This is a genomic window from Streptomyces sp. TLI_171, from assembly GCF_003610255.1.
GTDB lineage: Bacteria > Actinomycetota > Actinomycetes > Streptomycetales > Streptomycetaceae > Kitasatospora.
This window is the reverse complement of record NZ_RAPS01000001.1, coordinates 2,063,248-2,078,965: the sequence shown is the minus strand read 5'-3', so window position 1 is coordinate 2,078,965 and position 15,718 is coordinate 2,063,248. Positions and strand designations below refer to the sequence as shown.

Below are 15,718 nucleotides of genomic sequence, written 5' to 3'. Positions count from 1 at the left end.
GGGCCCCGCGTTCGGTCGGGGACACTGATGGAGTGAGTGAGACCCCCGCTGTACCGAACTCCCGTCGGACCCTCGGCATGATGCTGCTGCTGACCGCGCTGGGCGCCGTGCTGGTGCTGACCGCGGTCGGCCGGACCTGGGCGGAGGGGGTGGCGACCGGGATGGGGGGCAGCCGGGTACCGGTGAGCGCGAGCGGGAGCCGGCTGACGGCGTTGCCGACGGGGATGGCGCTGGTGGCGATGGCGGCCGCGGTCGCCGTGTTCGCGGTGCGCGGCCGGGCCCGGGTGCTGGTGGGCGCGCTGACGGTGCTGGCGGGTGCGGGCGTGATCGCCGGCGCGCTGATCGGCAACGCGGACACCGCGGGCCTGCACGCCGTCGCGGCGGGTCAGCTCGCGCTGAGCAGCGGCCGCGCGGAGGAGATCACCCGCACGGCCTGGCCGTGGGTGGCGCTGCTGGGCGGGGTGCTGCTGGCGGCGGCGGGCGCGCTGACGGTGCGGTTCGGGCGGGGCTGGCCGGCCATGGGGTCGCGGTACGACGCGCCGACCCGGAAGCCGGTGTCCGGCGGGGACGGCCCGGCGGACCTGTGGAAGGCGCTGGACCGGGGCGAGGACCCGACCGGCTGACTGTGCTCGGCACCACGGTCGCCCCGGCTTGGGTCAGCCGTGTCGGGCCCGGCACAATGGAAGCGTCAACCCGTCGAGCGCCGCCCAGGGCCGCCCGACCGGGACCAGGAGAAACAACAAGGAGCACCAAGAAGATGGCTGCAGCAGCGCACGGCCACACCCCCGCCGCGTGGACCGGTGTGGTCATTGCCTTCGTCGGGTTCTGCGTGTCCGGCGTCGCCATGATCATTCCGAACGTGGTGCTGGTCATCGCGGGTCTCGCCGTGGTCCTGATCGGCGGCGTGGTCGGCAAGGCGATGGCGATGGCGGGCATGGGCAAGCAGCCCAGCAAGAACTTCGCCCCGGTCTCGGCCGAGGAGCGCAGCGCGGTCACCGCGGGCTGAACCGCGCGGAGCGAACGGCAGGACGGCGGGCGCCTCGGCCCCGCCGTCCGGCGTTTCCGGGCGGCGGTGCGCCCGGTCGGGGGCCCGGCGGGGGCACAATCGTCCCCGTGAACGCTCCTGCTGCCCCGAGGCCGGCCGCGCCCCGCCCGTCCGGCGGCGCCGCCGTGCTGCGCCGTCTGGTCCGCCCGCTGGCCGCGTTGACGGCGGTGGCGCTGCCGACCGCGTTCGTCGCGGCGGTGGACCCGAACTCGCCGGGCCACTACCCGGTCTGCCCGCTGCTGCGGGCGACCGGCTGGTGGTGCCCGGGCTGCGGAGGGTTGCGCTGCGTGCACGCGCTGACCAGGGGCGAGGTGCTGACGGCCGCGCACGACAACCTGCTGGTGACCGTGCTGGCGTTCGGCGCGCTGCTGCTGTGGCTGCGCTGGGCGGTGCTGGCAGCGCGCGGGCGGCCGGCGGGGGGCCTGCGGCTGACCGGCCGTCAGACCGCGGTGCTGATCGTGGTACTGGTGTTGTTCGCGGTGCTGCGCAACCTGCCGATCGGCGCGGGGCTGGCCCCGCCCGCGGCGTAGCGCGGCGGCTCCGGGCGGTCCGCCGATCGAGACGCGCGCCGGTCGGATGCGGAACGCGCCCCCCGCGCCCGATACCATCGAAGGACCGGGGCTCGGCTCGACGCACCCGGCGCTACCAGCAACATCAGGCAGCACCAGCGGAACACGATGGGGGCGCACGCGTGACTGTGCTCGACGAGATCATCGACGGGGTCCGGGAGGACCTCGCCGAGCGACAGGCCCGGGTCTCCCTGGACGAGCTCAAGGAGCTCGCCGCGAAGGCGCCCGAGGCGAAGGACGGCGTGGCCGCGCTGCGCGGCGACGGGGTCCGGGTGATCTGCGAGGTCAAGCGCTCCAGCCCGTCCAAGGGCGCGCTGGCGGCGATCGCCGACCCGGCCGCGCTGGCGGTCGACTACGCGGCCGGCGGGGCCGCCGCGATCAGCGTGCTGACCGAGCAGCGCCGCTTCGGCGGCTCGCTGGCGGACCTGGACGCGGTGCGCGCGGCGGTGGAGACGCCGATCCTCCGCAAGGACTTCATCGTCACCGCCTACCAGCTGTGGGAGGCCCGCGCGCACGGCGCGGACCTGGCGCTGCTGATCGTCGCCGCGCTGGACCAGCCGGCCCTGGTCTCGCTGATCGAGCGGGCCGAGTCGATCGGGCTGACCCCGCTGGTCGAGGTGCACGACGAGGAGGAGATCGCCCGCGCGGTGGACGCCGGCGCGCGCATCATCGGCGTGAACGCCCGCAACCTGAAGACCCTCGAGGTCGACCGGAACACCTTCGGCAACGTGGTGGACGCCATCCCGGCGCACGTGGTGAAGGTCGCCGAGTCCGGGGTGCGCGGCCCGCACGACCTGATCACCTACGCCAACCAGGGCGCCGACGCGGTGCTGGTCGGCGAGTCCCTGGTGACCGGCCGGGACCCGCGGACCGCGGTCGCCGACCTGGTCGCCGCCGGGGCGCACCCGGCGCTGCGCAACAACGGGCGGGGCTGACCTCCGCCGTGCCGATCGCCGCCCTCGCCCCCGGCTGCCGCCCGCGCGGCTGCCGCGCGCCCGCACGCCGGGTGCTGGGGCGGCGGGTGCGGTCCGCGATCGGCGCCGAACCCGGACAGATCCCCGGACGTCGATGGCGTGGTCCCCGCGGCTGAGTGCTCGCCGCGCGGTTCCACCTTTCTCGCCATCACTCCCCTTTGAGGACGGATCATGTCCGAGCTCCACCTTCCGGGTACCCAGGTCCCGGACATCCGCGGTTACTTCGGCGCCTACGGCGGGCGCTTCGTGCCGGAGGCGCTGGTCGCCGCCGTCGAGCAGGTCGCCGACGAGTACGAGAGGGCGAAGGCCGACCCGGCGTTCGCCGCCGAGCTGGACGTCCTGCTGAAGGACTACACGGGCCGGCCCAGCGCGCTGACCGACGTGCGCCGGTTCTCCGCGGAAGCGGGCGGGGCGCGGGTCCTGCTCAAGCGCGAGGACCTCAACCACACCGGCTCGCACAAGATCAACAACGTGCTGGGGCAGGCCCTGCTGGCCCGCCGGATGGGCAAGACCCGGATCGTCGCGGAGACCGGCGCCGGCCAGCACGGCGTGGCCACCGCGACCGCCTGCGCGCTGTTCGGCTTCGACTGCACCGTCTACATGGGCGAGGTCGACACCCGCCGGCAGGCGCTGAACGTGGCCCGGATGCGGATGCTGGGCGCCGAGGTGGTGGCGGTGAAGTCCGGCAGCCGCACCCTGAAGGACGCCATCAACGAGGCGTTCCGCGACTGGGTCGGGTCCGTCGACTCCACCCACTACCTGTTCGGCACCGTGGCGGGCCCGCACCCGTTCCCGATGATGGTCCGCGACTTCCACCGGGTGATCGGCGTGGAGGCCCGCCGGCAGGTGCTGGAGCGCACCGGCCGGCTGCCGGACGCGGTGGTCGCCTGCGTCGGCGGCGGCTCCAACGCGATGGGCATCTTCCACGAGTTCCTCCCGGACGCGGGCGTGCGCCTGCTCGGCTGCGAGGCGGCCGGCGAGGGCGCCGACACCCCGAAGCACGCCGCCACCCTCACCAAGGGCGACCCGGGCGTGCTGCACGGCTCGCGCACCTACGTGCTGCAGGACGAGGACGGCCAGACGATCGAGTCGCACTCGATCTCGGCCGGCCTGGACTACCCGGGCGTCGGCCCCGAGCACGCCTGGCTGAAGGACACCGGGCGGGCCGAGTACCGCCCGGTGACCGACCGGGCGGCGATGGAGGCGCTGCGGCTGCTGTCCCGCACCGAGGGCATCATCCCGGCCATCGAGTCCGCGCACGCCCTGGCCGGTGCGCTCGAACTCGGCCGCGAGCTGGGCCCGGAGGCGGTCCTGCTGGTCTCGCTCTCCGGCCGCGGCGACAAGGACATGCACACCGCGGCCGAGTACTTCGGCCTCTACGACGCCGAAGGGGCCGAGTGACCGTGGCCGACTCCCCGCTCACCACCGCCCTGGCCGCCGCCGCGGCCGAGGGCCGGGCCGCGCTGATCGGCTACCTGCCGGCCGGCTTCCCCACCGTCGACGGCGCGATCGCCGCGCTGAACGCCCTGGTCGAGGGCGGCTGCGACGTCGTCGAGGTCGGACTGCCGCACTCCGACCCGGTGCTGGACGGCGCGGTGATCCAGACCGCCGACGACCTGGCGCTGCGCGGCGGGGTGCGGACCAGGGACGTGCTGCGCACCGTCGCCGAGGTCGCCGCGGCCCACCCGGGCGTCCCCGTCCTGGTGATGACGTACTGGAACCCGGTCGACCGGTACGGTCCGGAGCGGTTCGCCGCGGACCTGGCGGAGGCCGGGGGAGCGGGCTGCATCCTGCCGGACCTGCCGGTGGAGGAGTCCGCGCGGTGGCGGTCGGCCGCGGCCGAACACGGCCTGGACACCGTGTTCGTGGTCGCCCCGTCCTCCACCGACGCCCGCCTGGCGCAGGTCACCGCGGCCGGTTCCGGCTTCGTGTACGCCGCTGCCGTCATGGGCGTCACCGGCGCCCGCGACGCCGTCGGGCCGGCCGCCGCCGAGCTGGTGGCCCGCACCCGGGCGGTCACCGCGCTGCCGGTCTGCGTCGGCCTGGGCGTCTCCGACGCCCGGCAGGCCGCCCAGGTCGCGGCCTTCGCGGACGGCGTGATCGTCGGCACCGCGTTCGTCCGACGCCTGCTCGACGCCGACCGGTTGGAGACCGGCGTGGCCGAGGTCCGGTCGCTCGCGGCCGAGTTGGCCGGGGGCGTGCGGCGGAAGTAGCGCGTCGCGGGAGCCGCCCGGGGAGCAACTCCTGTTCCCGGGCGGCTCTTTGCGTTCCGGGCCTACTCCGCCAGGGTGAAATACCGGCGGGCGCTCGTGTTCCCGTCCCGGCCAACGCCGTTGAACCCTCCGGTGGTTCGTCGGCGAAAGGAGATGCGGGTGGCGCGGGTGCACCGGGCGGTACTGCTGCGGGCGCTGGCGGCGGGGCTGGCGTTGGCCGCCGCGCTGGCCGGGAGCGGCGGCGTGGAGCGGGAGTTGGCCCGGCGGGGCGCGGAGCGGGCGGTGGCCTGCCAGCAGGCGGAGGCGGCCTGCGACGTGCCGGTTCGATGATCCGGAAAATCGGACGTATGCCCGGATAAGGTCGCTCATACGGCGTAACTCGCCAATGTGGAGGAACCACCCGCCATCCCCTACGGTTCATCAGGCAGGAAACGGTGGAACGCGCCCGAGGGGGATCTGATGGCCAGTCAGCAGGCCGACCGCGGCCGGGTGAGCGGGTTTCGCCGGGCGGTGGACGGCACGGCGGCCGAGTGGTTCGGGCTGGCGGTGCGGCTGGGCCTGGCGGTGGTCTGGGGCTGGGCCGGCCTGGCGAAGGTCTCCGACCCGGCCGAGGCGGCACAGGCCGTGCGGGCCTACGAGATCCTGCCGGAGTCGCTGGTGAAGCCGGTCGGCTGGGGCCTGCCGTTCCTGGAGCTGGCGCTGGCCGTGCTGCTGGTGCTCGGCCTGGGCACCCGGATCGTCGCGGTGGTCTCGGCCCTGCTGCTGCTGGTGTTCATCGCCGGCATCTCCTCCGCGTGGGCGCGCGGCATCTCGATCGACTGCGGCTGCTTCGGCGGCGGCGGCGCGGTGGACGAGTCCCAGACCAAGTACCTGCAGGAGATCCTGCGCGACTCCGGGTTCCTGCTGCTGTCGGCGTGGCTGATCTACCGCCCCCGGACGAAGCTCTCGCTGGACGCCTGGCTGGCCGCCTGACGCCGCACGGCCGCCGACCCCCGATCAGAACCGACCCCTGGACTGGCAAGAGCACCCCATGAGCGACAAGAACCGAGAAGGCAAGCGCAACGCCCGCGAGAAGATGCAGGAGGCCCGGGCCGCCGAGGAGGCCAGGGCGAAGCGGAAGAAGAAGCTGGCGGTCGGCGGCGTGGTGGTCGTGGTCATCGCGGCGGCCGTGGTGATCGGCGTGGTGGTGCAGAACCAGCGCTCCAAGCCGGAGACCCCGGCGGCCGCCCCGGCGGGCACCATCGGCGACAAGAACCTGATCATCCCGGTCGGCGCCGCGAACGCCCCGTCCACGCTGACGGTCTACGAGGACCCGCGCTGCCCGGCCTGCGGCAGCTTCGAGCGGAGCTTCTCGCCGACCATCGACCAGCTGGAGGACGCCGGCAAGATCTTCGTCAACTACCACATCGTCTCGTTCATCGACCGCTCGCTGGGCGGCAGCGGCTCCAAGAACGGCGCCAACGCGCTGGGCTGCGCGCAGAACGTCGGGCACTTCCGCGACTACCACGACGTGCTGTACCGCAACCAGCCGGACGAGACCGAGGACTCCTTCGGCAGCAAGCAGACCCTGATCGACCTGGCCAAGCAGGTCCCGGGCCTGGACACCCCCGCGTTCCAGTCCTGCGTGAACACCAACCAGTTCGGCGGCTGGGTCTCCGCGGTCCAGCAGGACTTCGACAAGTCGAGCTTCAAGTCGACGCCGACGGTGCTGCTCAACGGCGAGGCGATCTACCCGAAGAAGGGCGACGAGCAGATCAGCCCGGAGAACCTGGTGAAGTGGGTGGACGCCGCCAACCAGGGCAAGACGCTCGGCACCCCCGGTTCGAACGGGCAGAGCCCGGCGCCCACCTCGACGGCCGGCGAGACCAACACCACGCCGTCCCCCTGACCCGTGGGGAGGAGTGACGCTACCGTGACCCGCACCGGTGCCGGAGTGACGGGCGGGACACGGTAGCGTCGAGGGTGCCATGGATCTCGCATACATTCCGAGCCCGTCGCGGGGCGTCCTCAATCTGGGGCCCATCCCGCTGCGCGCCTACGCGTTCTGCATCATCATCGGTGTCGTCGTGGCCGTGTGGCTCGGCAGCAAGCGCTGGGTCGCCCGGGGCGGCGGCCGGCACACCGTCGGCGACATCGCGGTCTGGGCGGTGCCGTTCGGCCTGGTCGGCGGCCGGATCTACCACGTCATCACCGACAACCAGCTGTACTTCGGCGAGGGCAAGCACCCGCTCGACGCGCTGAAGATCTGGGAGGGCGGCCTCGGCATCTGGGGCGCCATCGCCTTCGGCGCGGTCGGCGCCTGGATCGGCGCCCGCCGCCGCGGCGTGCCGCTGCCCGCCTACGCCGACGCGATCGCCCCCGGCATCGCGCTGGCCCAGGCCTGCGGCCGCTGGGGCAACTGGTTCAACCAGGAGCTGTACGGCCGCCCCACCACCCTGCCGTGGGGCCTGAAGATCGACAAGACGCTCGCCGACGGCACCGTCGTCCAGGGCGTCTACCACCCGACCTTCCTCTACGAGTCGATCTGGTGCGTGCTGGTCGCGGTGCTGGTGATCTGGGCCGACAAGCGCTTCACCCTCGGCCACGGCCGGGCCTTCGCGCTGTACGTCGCCGCCTACACCGTCGGCCGGTTCTGGACCGAGTGGCTGCGGATCGACGAGGCGCACCGCTTCTTCGGCCTGCGCCTGAACGACTGGACGGCGATCCTGGTGTTCGTCGGCGCGGTGGTGGCCTTCGTGGTCGTCGGCAAGCGCCACCCCGGCCGCGAGGACCCGGACTCGATCGACCCGCAGGCCACCAAGGAGCGCGCCGAAGCGGCCGCCGCCGAGGCCGGGGAGCCCGCCGCCGACGCCCCGTCGGACGCCGCCCCCGAGCGGGCGAAGGACGCCGAGCAGCCCGGGGAAGCCCCGGTCGAGCTCTCGAAGGACTCCGAAAAGCCCTCCTGAGCACGCCCGTCGACCCCGTTGGGGCCGCTCCCGCCACGATCGGCGGGGGCGGCCCCAACTGCCTTTGGGCAGGCTTACTTTGCTGGAAACTCGCAGGTCAAACGGCTACCTTCGGGGGGTACCAGAGCCGTACCAGCAGCCCGGCCGCCGCGCGGTCAGGGGCCGTTCGCCGTGCCCGGAAGGGGAGCCGCCAGCATGAGCACGATCACCGCAGGCCCGCAGACCGACAGCCCGCAGCCGCGGATACCCGACGCCGACCACCACCGGGACGTCAACGGCGGCTGGCTGCGCCCCGCCGTGTTCGGCGCGATGGACGGCCTGGTGTCGAACTTCGCGCTGATGACCGGCGTGGTCGGCGGCGCGGCCGCGCCGAGCACCGTGGTGCTCACCGGCCTGGCCGGCCTGGCGGCCGGGGCGTTCTCCATGGCGGCCGGCGAGTACACCTCGGTGGCCTCCCAGCGCGAGCTGGTGGAAGCCGAGCTGGAGGCGGAGCGGATCGAGCTGCGGCGCAACCCGCAGGGCGAGCTGGCCGAGCTGGCGCAGCTGTACGTGGCCAGGGGCGTGGACCCGGAGCTGGCCGAGGAGGTGGCCCGCCAGCTGTCCGCCGACCCGGACACCACGCTGGCGGTGCACGCCCGCGAGGAGCTCGGCGTGGACCCGGACGACCTGCCCTCGCCGCTGGTGGCCGCGGTCTCCTCGTTCGGCTGCTTCGCGCTCGGCGCGCTGCTCCCGGTGCTGCCCTACCTGCTGGGCGCCACCGCGCTCTGGCCGGCCGCGCTGCTGGCCGTGCTCGGCCTGTTCGGCTGCGGCGCGGTGGTGGCCCGGGTGACGGCCCGCAGCTGGTGGTACAGCGGTCTGCGGCAGCTGGTGCTGGGCGCCTCCGCGGCGGGCGTGACGTACCTGCTGGGCCGCTTGATCGGCGGGGCGATCGGCTGACCCGGGCGCTCGCGCGGGTCTGTACGAACCCCCACAACACTGCATGGTTATGCTGTGGAGCGAGTGATGTTCCACACACAGCCGATCGGCGGCCCCTTGCCCTAGTCTCGTCATCCGGCAGCCGACCCGCACAATCCCACCCGAGGTCGGCGACCCACTGAGGAATCGCAGGTCGGCCCCGCGAAGGGGGTGTGGCGGGGGCGTTTCGCCCCTGTTTCGGCCGCTCGGGCGGGGGCACACTGGTGGGGATGCGCAACGCTGCGCGTCCACCCATCCGCCCCGTGACCTGCGGATTATGTCCGGGATATGGACGCGGGAATCCGCTTCCCGGGATCTTGGGCATCATGTAACCTGCACGAAATCGCATCAGGGCCAACGTCGTCCCTTTGCACAGAGCAACTGTTTACGACGACGGGAGAGCCGATGCTGTCTGCATCCATGCCCTCCGGCCACGAGAACGCGAAGGCCGCCGGCCCGTACGCCCTCGTTCCGGACGCGCGCCCCCAGGCCCAGGGTCTCTACGACCCGCGCAACGAGCACGACGCCTGCGGCGTCGGCTTCGTGGCCACGCTGACCGGCATCGCCGACCACAAGATCGTCGAGCAGGCGCTGACTGTGCTGCGCAACCTGGAGCACCGCGGTGCCACCGGTGCCGAGCCGGACTCCGGCGACGGCGCGGGCATCCTGACCCAGGTCCCGGACGCCTTCCTGCGTGCCAAGGTCGACTTCGAGCTGCCGGCCGCCGGCTCCTACGCGGTCGGCATCGCCTTCCTCCCGGACGACGACGAGGCCGACGCCGCCGCCACCGCCCGGATCGAGGTCATCGCTGCGGAGGAGGGCCTGACCGTCCTCGGCTGGCGCGACGTCCCGGTCACCCCCGACCTGCTGGGCGCCACCGCCCGCTCGGTCATGCCGCGCTTCCGCCAGGTGTTCGTCTCGCACGGCGAGCGCACCGGCATCGAGCTGGACCGGGTCGCCTTCGTGCTGCGCAAGCGCGCCGAGCGCGAGGCCGGGGTGTACTTCCCCTCGCTCTCCGCCCGCACCCTGGTCTACAAGGGCATGCTGACCACCGGCCAGCTGGAGCCCTTCTTCCCCGACCTGTCGGACCGGCTCTACGCCTCCGCGATCGGCCTGGTGCACTCGCGCTTCTCCACCAACACCTTCCCGAGCTGGCCGCTCGCCCACCCGTACCGCTTCGTCGCGCACAACGGCGAGATCAACACGGTCAAGGGCAACCGCAACTGGATGACCGCCCGGGAGTCCCAGCTCGCCACCGACCTGATCCCCGGCGACCTGGACCGGATCTTCCCGATCTGCACCCCGGACCACTCCGACTCGGCGTCCTTCGACGAGGTCCTGGAGCTGCTCCACCTCGGCGGCCGCTCGCTGCCGCACTCGGTGCTGATGATGATCCCGGAGGCGTGGGAGAACCACGCCACCATGGACCCGGCCCGCCGCGCGTTCTACCAGTACCACTCCAACCTGATGGAGCCCTGGGACGGCCCGGCCTGCGTCACCTTCACCGACGGCACCCAGATCGGCGCGGTCCTGGACCGCAACGGCCTGCGCCCGGCCCGGTACTGGATCACCGAGGACGGCCTGGTCGTCCTCTCCTCCGAGGTCGGCGTGCTCGACATCGACCAGGAGAAGGTCTCCCGCAAGGGCCGCCTGCAGCCCGGCCGGATGTTCCTGATCGACACCGCCGAGCACCGGATCGTCGAGGACGAGGAGATCAAGTCCGCCCTCGCCGCCGAGCACCCCTACGAGGAGTGGGTCGCGGGCGGGCAGATCCAGCTCGCCAAGCTCCCCGAGCGCGAGCACATCGCCCACACCCACGCCTCGGTGACCCGCCGTCAGCAGACCTTCGGCTACACCGAGGAGGAGCTGCGGGTCATCCTCGCGCCGATGGCCAAGACCGGCGGCGAGGCGCTCGGCTCGATGGGCACCGACTCGCCGATCGCCGCGCTCAGCGAGAAGCCGCGCCTGCTGTTCGACTACTTCACCCAGCTGTTCGCCCAGGTCACCAACCCGCCGCTGGACGCGATCCGCGAAGAGCTGGTCACCTCGCTGCACAGCAACCTCGGCCCCGAGGGCAACCTGCTGGACGCCTCCCCGGCGCACTGCCGCTCGGTGGGCATCACCTTCCCGGTGATCGACAACGACGAGCTGGCCAAGCTGGTCCACATCAACGTGGACGGCGACCAGCCCGGCCTGAAGGCGGTCACCCTCTCCGGCCTGTACAAGGTCGCCACCGGCGGCCAGGGCCTGGCCGCCCGCCTCGCCGAGATCGCCGCCGAGGCCGACGCCGCGATCGCCGACGGCGCCCGCATCATCGTCCTCTCCGACCGGCACTCGGACGCCGAGCACGCGCCGATCCCGTCGCTGCTGCTCACCTCGGCGATCCACCACCACCTGATCCGCACCAAGCAGCGCACCCAGGTGTCGCTGCTGGTCGAGGCCGGCGACGTCCGCGAGGTGCACCACGTCGCGCTGCTGGTCGGCTACGGCGCCGGCGCGGTCAACCCGTACCTGGCCATGGAGTCGGTCGAGGACCTGGTCGCCCAGGGCGTGTTCGTCTCGGGCATCGAGCCCGAGAAGGCGATCAAGAACCTGATCAAGGCGCTCGGCAAGGGCGTCCTGAAGGTGATGTCCAAGATGGGCATCTCCACCGTCGCCTCCTACCGCGGCGCGCAGGTCTTCGAGGCCATCGGCCTCTCCCAGGAGCTGGTGGACGCCTACTTCGCGGGCACCACCACCAAGCTCGGCGGCATCGGCCTGGAGCAGATCGCCAAGGAGACCGCCGCCCGCCACGCCAAGGCCTACCCGGCCTCCGGCATCGCCGCGGCGCACCGCGCGCTGGAGATCGGCGGCGAGTACCAGTGGCGCCGCGAGGGCGAGCCGCACCTGTTCGACCCGGAGACGGTCTTCCGTCTCCAGCACTCGACCCGCACCAAGCGCTACGACATCTTCAAGCAGTACACGGACCGGGTGAACGCCCAGTCCGAGCGCCTGATGACGCTGCGCGGCCTGTTCCAGCTGGACGGCCTCGGCCGGGCCCCGATCTCGATCGACGAGGTCGAGCCGGTCTCCGAGATCGTCAAGCGGTTCTCCACCGGCGCGATGTCCTACGGCTCCATCTCGATGGAGGCGCACGAGACCCTCGCGATCGCGATGAACCGGCTGGGCGCCAAGTCCAACACCGGTGAGGGCGGCGAGGACCCGGAGCGCCTGTACGACCCGGCCCGCCGCTCGGCGATCAAGCAGGTCGCCTCCGGCCGGTTCGGCGTCACCTCCGAGTACCTGGTCAACGCCGACGACATCCAGATCAAGATGGCCCAGGGCGCCAAGCCCGGCGAGGGCGGCCAGCTGCCCGGCCACAAGGTCTACCCGTGGGTGGCCAAGACCCGGCACTCGACCCCGGGCGTCGGCCTGATCTCCCCGCCGCCGCACCACGACATCTACTCCATCGAGGACCTGGCTCAGCTGATCCACGACCTCAAGAACGCCAACCCGCAGGCCCGCATCCACGTGAAGCTGGTCTCCGAGGTCGGCGTCGGCACCGTCGCGGCGGGCGTCTCCAAGGCGCACGCGGACGTGGTGCTGATCTCCGGCCACGACGGCGGCACCGGCGCCTCCCCGCTGACCTCGCTCAAGCACGCGGGCGGCCCCTGGGAGCTCGGCCTCGCCGAGACCCAGCAGACCCTGCTGCTGAACGGCCTGCGCGACCGCATCGTGGTGCAGACCGACGGCCAGCTGAAGACCGGCCGCGACGTGGTCATCGCCGCCCTGCTGGGCGCCGAGGAGTTCGGCTTCGCGACCGCCCCGCTGGTGGTCTCCGGCTGCATCATGATGCGGGTCTGCCACCTGGACACCTGCCCGGTCGGCGTCGCCACCCAGAACCCGGTGCTCCGCGAGCGGTTCACCGGCAAGCCCGAGTTCGTGGTCAACTTCTTCGAGTTCATCGCCGAGGAGGTCCGCGAGATCCTCGCCGAGCTGGGCTTCCGCTCGATCGAGGAGGCCGTCGGCCACGCCGAGCACATCAACGCGCAGGCCGCCATCGACCACTGGAAGGCCGCCGGGCTCGACCTGGCCCCGCTCTTCCACGTCCCGGCGCTGCCCGAGGGCGCGGCCCTGTACAACACCACCGAGCAGGACCACGCGCTCGACAAGGCCCTCGACAACCAGCTGATCGAGCTGGCCGAGGACGCGCTGGAGCGCGGCGAGGCGGTCCGGATCCAGCTGCCGATCCGCAACGTCAACCGCACCGTCGGCACCATGCTCGGACACGAGGTGACCAAGCGGTACCGCGGCGCGGGCCTGCCCGAGGGCACCATCGACGTCACCTTCACCGGCTCGGCCGGCCAGTCCTTCGGCGCCTTCGTGCCGAACGGCATCACGCTCCGCCTGGAGGGCGACGCCAACGACTACGTCGGCAAGGGCCTGTCCGGCGGCGTGCTGGTGGTCCGTCCCGCCCGGGACGCGGCCGCGATCGGCGCCGACGCGCAGAACCACGTCATCGCCGGCAACACCATCGGCTACGGCGCCACCTCCGGCCGCATCCACCTGCGCGGCAAGGCCGGCGAGCGTTTTGCGGTCCGCAACTCGGGTGCGACCCTGGTGGTGGAGGGCGTGGGCGACCACGGTCTGGAGTACATGACCGGCGGCCGGGTGCTGATCCTCGGCGAGACCGGTCGCAACCTGGCGGCGGGCATGTCCGGCGGCATCGCCTACGTGCTCGACCTCCGCCCCGCGAACGTGAACAGCGGCATGGTGGGCATCGAGGCCCCCTCGGCCGCCGACCGCGAGTGGCTGCGCGACACCGTGCAGCAGCACTACGAGGAGACCGGCTCCACCGTCGCCGCCGAGCTCCTGGCTGACTGGGCCGGCGGGGTCTCCCGCTTCTCCAAGATCATGCCGACCGACTACAAGGCTGTGCTCGCCGCCAAGGACGCCGCTGAGCGCGATGGCCTCTCCGAGGCCGAGACCACTCGCAAGATGATGGAGGCGGCTAATGGCTGACCCCAAGGGCTTCCTGACCACGCCCAAGCAGCTGGCGGAGCGGCGTCCGGTGGACGTCCGGCTCCGTGACTGGAACGAGGTCTACGTCGAGCGCAGCCTCCTTCCGATCATCACCAAGCAGGCCGGCCGCTGCATGGACTGCGGCATCCCGTTCTGCCACAACGGCTGCCCGCTCGGGAACCTGATCCCCGAGTGGAACGACCTGGCGTACCGGGACGACTGGTCCGGTGCGATCGAGCGGCTGCACGCCACCAACAACTTCCCGGAGTTCACCGGCCGCCTGTGCCCGGCTCCGTGCGAGTCGGCGTGCGTCCTCGGCATCAACCAGGACGCGGTGACCATCAAGAACGTCGAGGTCACCATCATCGACAAGGCCTGGGACCGCGGCGGGGTCACCCCGCAGGCCCCGGAGCGGCTGTCCGGCAAGACCGTCGCCGTGGTGGGCTCCGGCCCGGCCGGCCTGGCCGCCGCCCAGCAGCTCACCCGGGCCGGCCACACCGTGGTGGTGTACGAGCGCGCCGACCGGATCGGCGGCCTGCTGCGCTACGGCATCCCCGAGTTCAAGATGGAGAAGCGCCACATCAACCGCCGCATCGAGCAGATGCGCGCGGAGGGCACCCGGTTCCGCACCGGCGTGCACGTGGGCGAGGACATCACCGGCCAGGACCTGCGCTCGCGCTTCGACGCGGTGGTCATCGCCGCCGGCGCCACCACCGCCCGCGACCTGCCGGTCCCCGGCCGGGAGCTGAACGGCGTGCACCAGGCGATGGAGTACCTGCCGCTGGCCAACAAGGTCCAGGAGGGCGACTACGTCGACTCCCCGATCTCGGCCAAGGGCAAGCACGTGGTCGTGATCGGCGGCGGCGACACCGGCGCGGACTGCGTCGGCACCGCGCACCGCCAGGGCGCGGCCTCGGTCACCCAGCTGGAGATCATGCCGCGCCCCTCCGAGGAGCGGCCGACCGGCCAGCCCTGGCCGACCATGCCGATGACCTACAAGGTCACCTCGGCCCACGAGGAGGGCGGCGAGCGGATCTACTCCGTCTCCACCACCCACTTCGCCGGCGACGAGGACGGCAACGTCCAGGAACTGCACCTGGTCGAGGTCGAGTTCAAGAACGGCAAGTTCGAGCCGGTCCCCGGCAGCGAGAAGGCGATCCCGGCCCAGCTGGTCACCCTCGCGATGGGCTTCACCGGCACCGACGTCAAGAACGGCCTGGTCGAGCAGCTGGGCGTCGACCTCGACGCGCGCGGCAACGTCGCCCGCGACGGCAAGTTCGGCACCAACGTCGACGGGGTGTACGTTTGCGGTGACGCCGGTCGCGGTCAGTCGCTGATCGTCTGGGCGATCGCGGAGGGCCGTTCGGCCGCCGCGGCGGTCGACAAGTACCTGGGCGGCAAGACTCCGCTCCCCGCCCCGATCAAGCCGACCGACCGTCCCCTGGTGGTCTGACCGACCGCCACCCCAGGAACGCCAGGCCCCCGTGACCGCAAACTCGCGGGGGTACGGCCGACAAACACCGACCCGCCAGAGCCGCCGGGACCCGGTCATCACGACGCCTGCCCACTCCCCGACCAGGTAAGGGCAGGCGTCGTTGTCGTTCCCGGGCTCAGGCCGTCGGCACGCGGTCCAGGAAGCCGACCACGGTGGCGATCCGGCCGTCCTCGGTCGCGGTGAGGACGTCGAAGCCGACGACCAGGGCCTCCGCCGCGCCCTCCGGGGCGAGTTCCCAGGTGAAGCGGGCGACGTCGTGGTGGGCGTCGACCTGGCCGAGGCGGAACACCAGGCCGGCGAACTGGGCCTGGACGGCGGCCAGGGTGGCGTCGAACTGCTCGTGGCCGCGGGCCTCGACCAGCGGGTCCACGTAGCGGCCGTCCGGCGCCCAGGTCTCCTCGACCAGCTTGCGGCGGGCGGCCGGGTCGGTCTCGTTCCAGGCGGCGAGGTAGCGCTCGGCGAGGCTCTGCAGGTCCATCGTGGGCTCCTTCTGAGGTGCGGTTTCCCTTGCAGGACAAGAAG

15 protein-coding genes are annotated in these 15,718 nt (G+C 72.6%); 14 read left to right on the top strand and 1 reads right to left on the bottom strand.

From position 1 onward, the window contains the following. The first annotated feature begins 32 nt into the window (after window positions 1-32). The 14 genes from BX266_RS09430 (at window position 33) to BX266_RS09375 (ending at window position 15,154) form a co-directional block, all read left to right on the top strand. On the top strand, window positions 33-623 hold the full coding sequence (locus BX266_RS09430; RefSeq protein WP_259464624.1) for a TIGR02234 family membrane protein: 591 nt from the start codon (window positions 33-35) through the stop codon (window positions 621-623). 134 nt (window positions 624-757) lie between these two features. Then, window positions 758-1,006 (top strand): HGxxPAAW family protein, encoded by a 249-nt coding sequence (locus tag BX266_RS09425; protein WP_099898451.1) that lies wholly within the window; start codon window positions 758-760, stop codon window positions 1,004-1,006. Window positions 1,007-1,113: 107 nt separating this feature from the next. After that, window positions 1,114-1,575 (top strand): DUF2752 domain-containing protein, encoded by a 462-nt coding sequence (locus tag BX266_RS09420; RefSeq protein ID WP_099898450.1) that lies wholly within the window; start codon window positions 1,114-1,116, stop codon window positions 1,573-1,575. A 161-nt stretch (window positions 1,576-1,736) separates the two neighbouring features. Next, window positions 1,737-2,549, top strand: coding sequence for an indole-3-glycerol phosphate synthase TrpC (gene trpC / locus BX266_RS09415; RefSeq protein WP_099898449.1), 813 nt, complete (start codon window positions 1,737-1,739; stop codon window positions 2,547-2,549). 8 nt (window positions 2,550-2,557) lie between these two features. After that, the gene (trpM, locus tag BX266_RS41150) at window positions 2,558-2,704 is read left to right on the top strand and encodes a tryptophan biosynthesis modulator TrpM (RefSeq protein WP_399169310.1); all 147 of its coding nucleotides are present in this window, start codon (window positions 2,558-2,560) and stop codon (window positions 2,702-2,704) included. A gap of 52 nt (window positions 2,705-2,756) precedes the next feature. Next, window positions 2,757-3,989 carry a tryptophan synthase subunit beta gene (trpB, locus tag BX266_RS09410; RefSeq protein ID WP_399171248.1) on the top strand — a complete coding sequence of 411 codons (1,233 nt, stop codon included), beginning with the start codon at window positions 2,757-2,759 and terminating at the stop codon, window positions 3,987-3,989. A gap of 2 nt (window positions 3,990-3,991) precedes the next feature. Then, complete coding sequence (gene trpA / locus BX266_RS09405) at window positions 3,992-4,801, top strand: tryptophan synthase subunit alpha (RefSeq protein ID WP_099907621.1); 810 nt, start codon at window positions 3,992-3,994, stop codon at window positions 4,799-4,801. A gap of 159 nt (window positions 4,802-4,960) precedes the next feature. Continuing rightward, window positions 4,961-5,131, top strand: coding sequence for a hypothetical protein (locus BX266_RS38445; RefSeq protein ID WP_180290427.1), 171 nt, complete (start codon window positions 4,961-4,963; stop codon window positions 5,129-5,131). 129 nt (window positions 5,132-5,260) lie between these two features. Next, a complete protein-coding gene (locus BX266_RS09400) occupies window positions 5,261-5,773 on the top strand; it encodes a MauE/DoxX family redox-associated membrane protein (RefSeq protein ID WP_180290426.1) in 513 nt (170 codons plus the stop codon). A gap of 58 nt (window positions 5,774-5,831) precedes the next feature. Continuing rightward, window positions 5,832-6,689 carry a thioredoxin domain-containing protein gene (locus tag BX266_RS09395; RefSeq protein ID WP_099898447.1) on the top strand — a complete coding sequence of 286 codons (858 nt, stop codon included), beginning with the start codon at window positions 5,832-5,834 and terminating at the stop codon, window positions 6,687-6,689. A gap of 79 nt (window positions 6,690-6,768) precedes the next feature. Then, window positions 6,769-7,746 (top strand): prolipoprotein diacylglyceryl transferase, encoded by a 978-nt coding sequence (gene lgt / locus BX266_RS09390; protein ID WP_099898446.1) that lies wholly within the window; start codon window positions 6,769-6,771, stop codon window positions 7,744-7,746. Window positions 7,747-7,941: 195 nt separating this feature from the next. Continuing rightward, complete coding sequence (locus BX266_RS09385) at window positions 7,942-8,682, top strand: VIT1/CCC1 transporter family protein (RefSeq protein ID WP_099898445.1); 741 nt, start codon at window positions 7,942-7,944, stop codon at window positions 8,680-8,682. Window positions 8,683-9,120: 438 nt separating this feature from the next. Then, the gene (gene gltB / locus BX266_RS09380; protein ID WP_099898444.1) at window positions 9,121-13,701 is read left to right on the top strand and encodes a glutamate synthase large subunit; all 4,581 of its coding nucleotides are present in this window, start codon (window positions 9,121-9,123) and stop codon (window positions 13,699-13,701) included. Further along, on the top strand, window positions 13,694-15,154 hold the full coding sequence (locus BX266_RS09375) for a glutamate synthase subunit beta (RefSeq protein WP_099898443.1): 1,461 nt from the start codon (window positions 13,694-13,696) through the stop codon (window positions 15,152-15,154). Before gltB ends, BX266_RS09375 begins: the two co-directional genes overlap by 8 nt. A 157-nt stretch (window positions 15,155-15,311) precedes the next feature. On the opposite strand, the gene BX266_RS09370 is transcribed toward BX266_RS09375, so the two are convergent. After that, window positions 15,312-15,674: a nuclear transport factor 2 family protein gene (locus BX266_RS09370; RefSeq protein ID WP_099898442.1), complete on the bottom strand. Its 363-nt coding sequence runs from the start codon at window positions 15,672-15,674 to the stop codon at window positions 15,312-15,314. Window positions 15,675-15,718 lie beyond the last annotated feature (44 nt).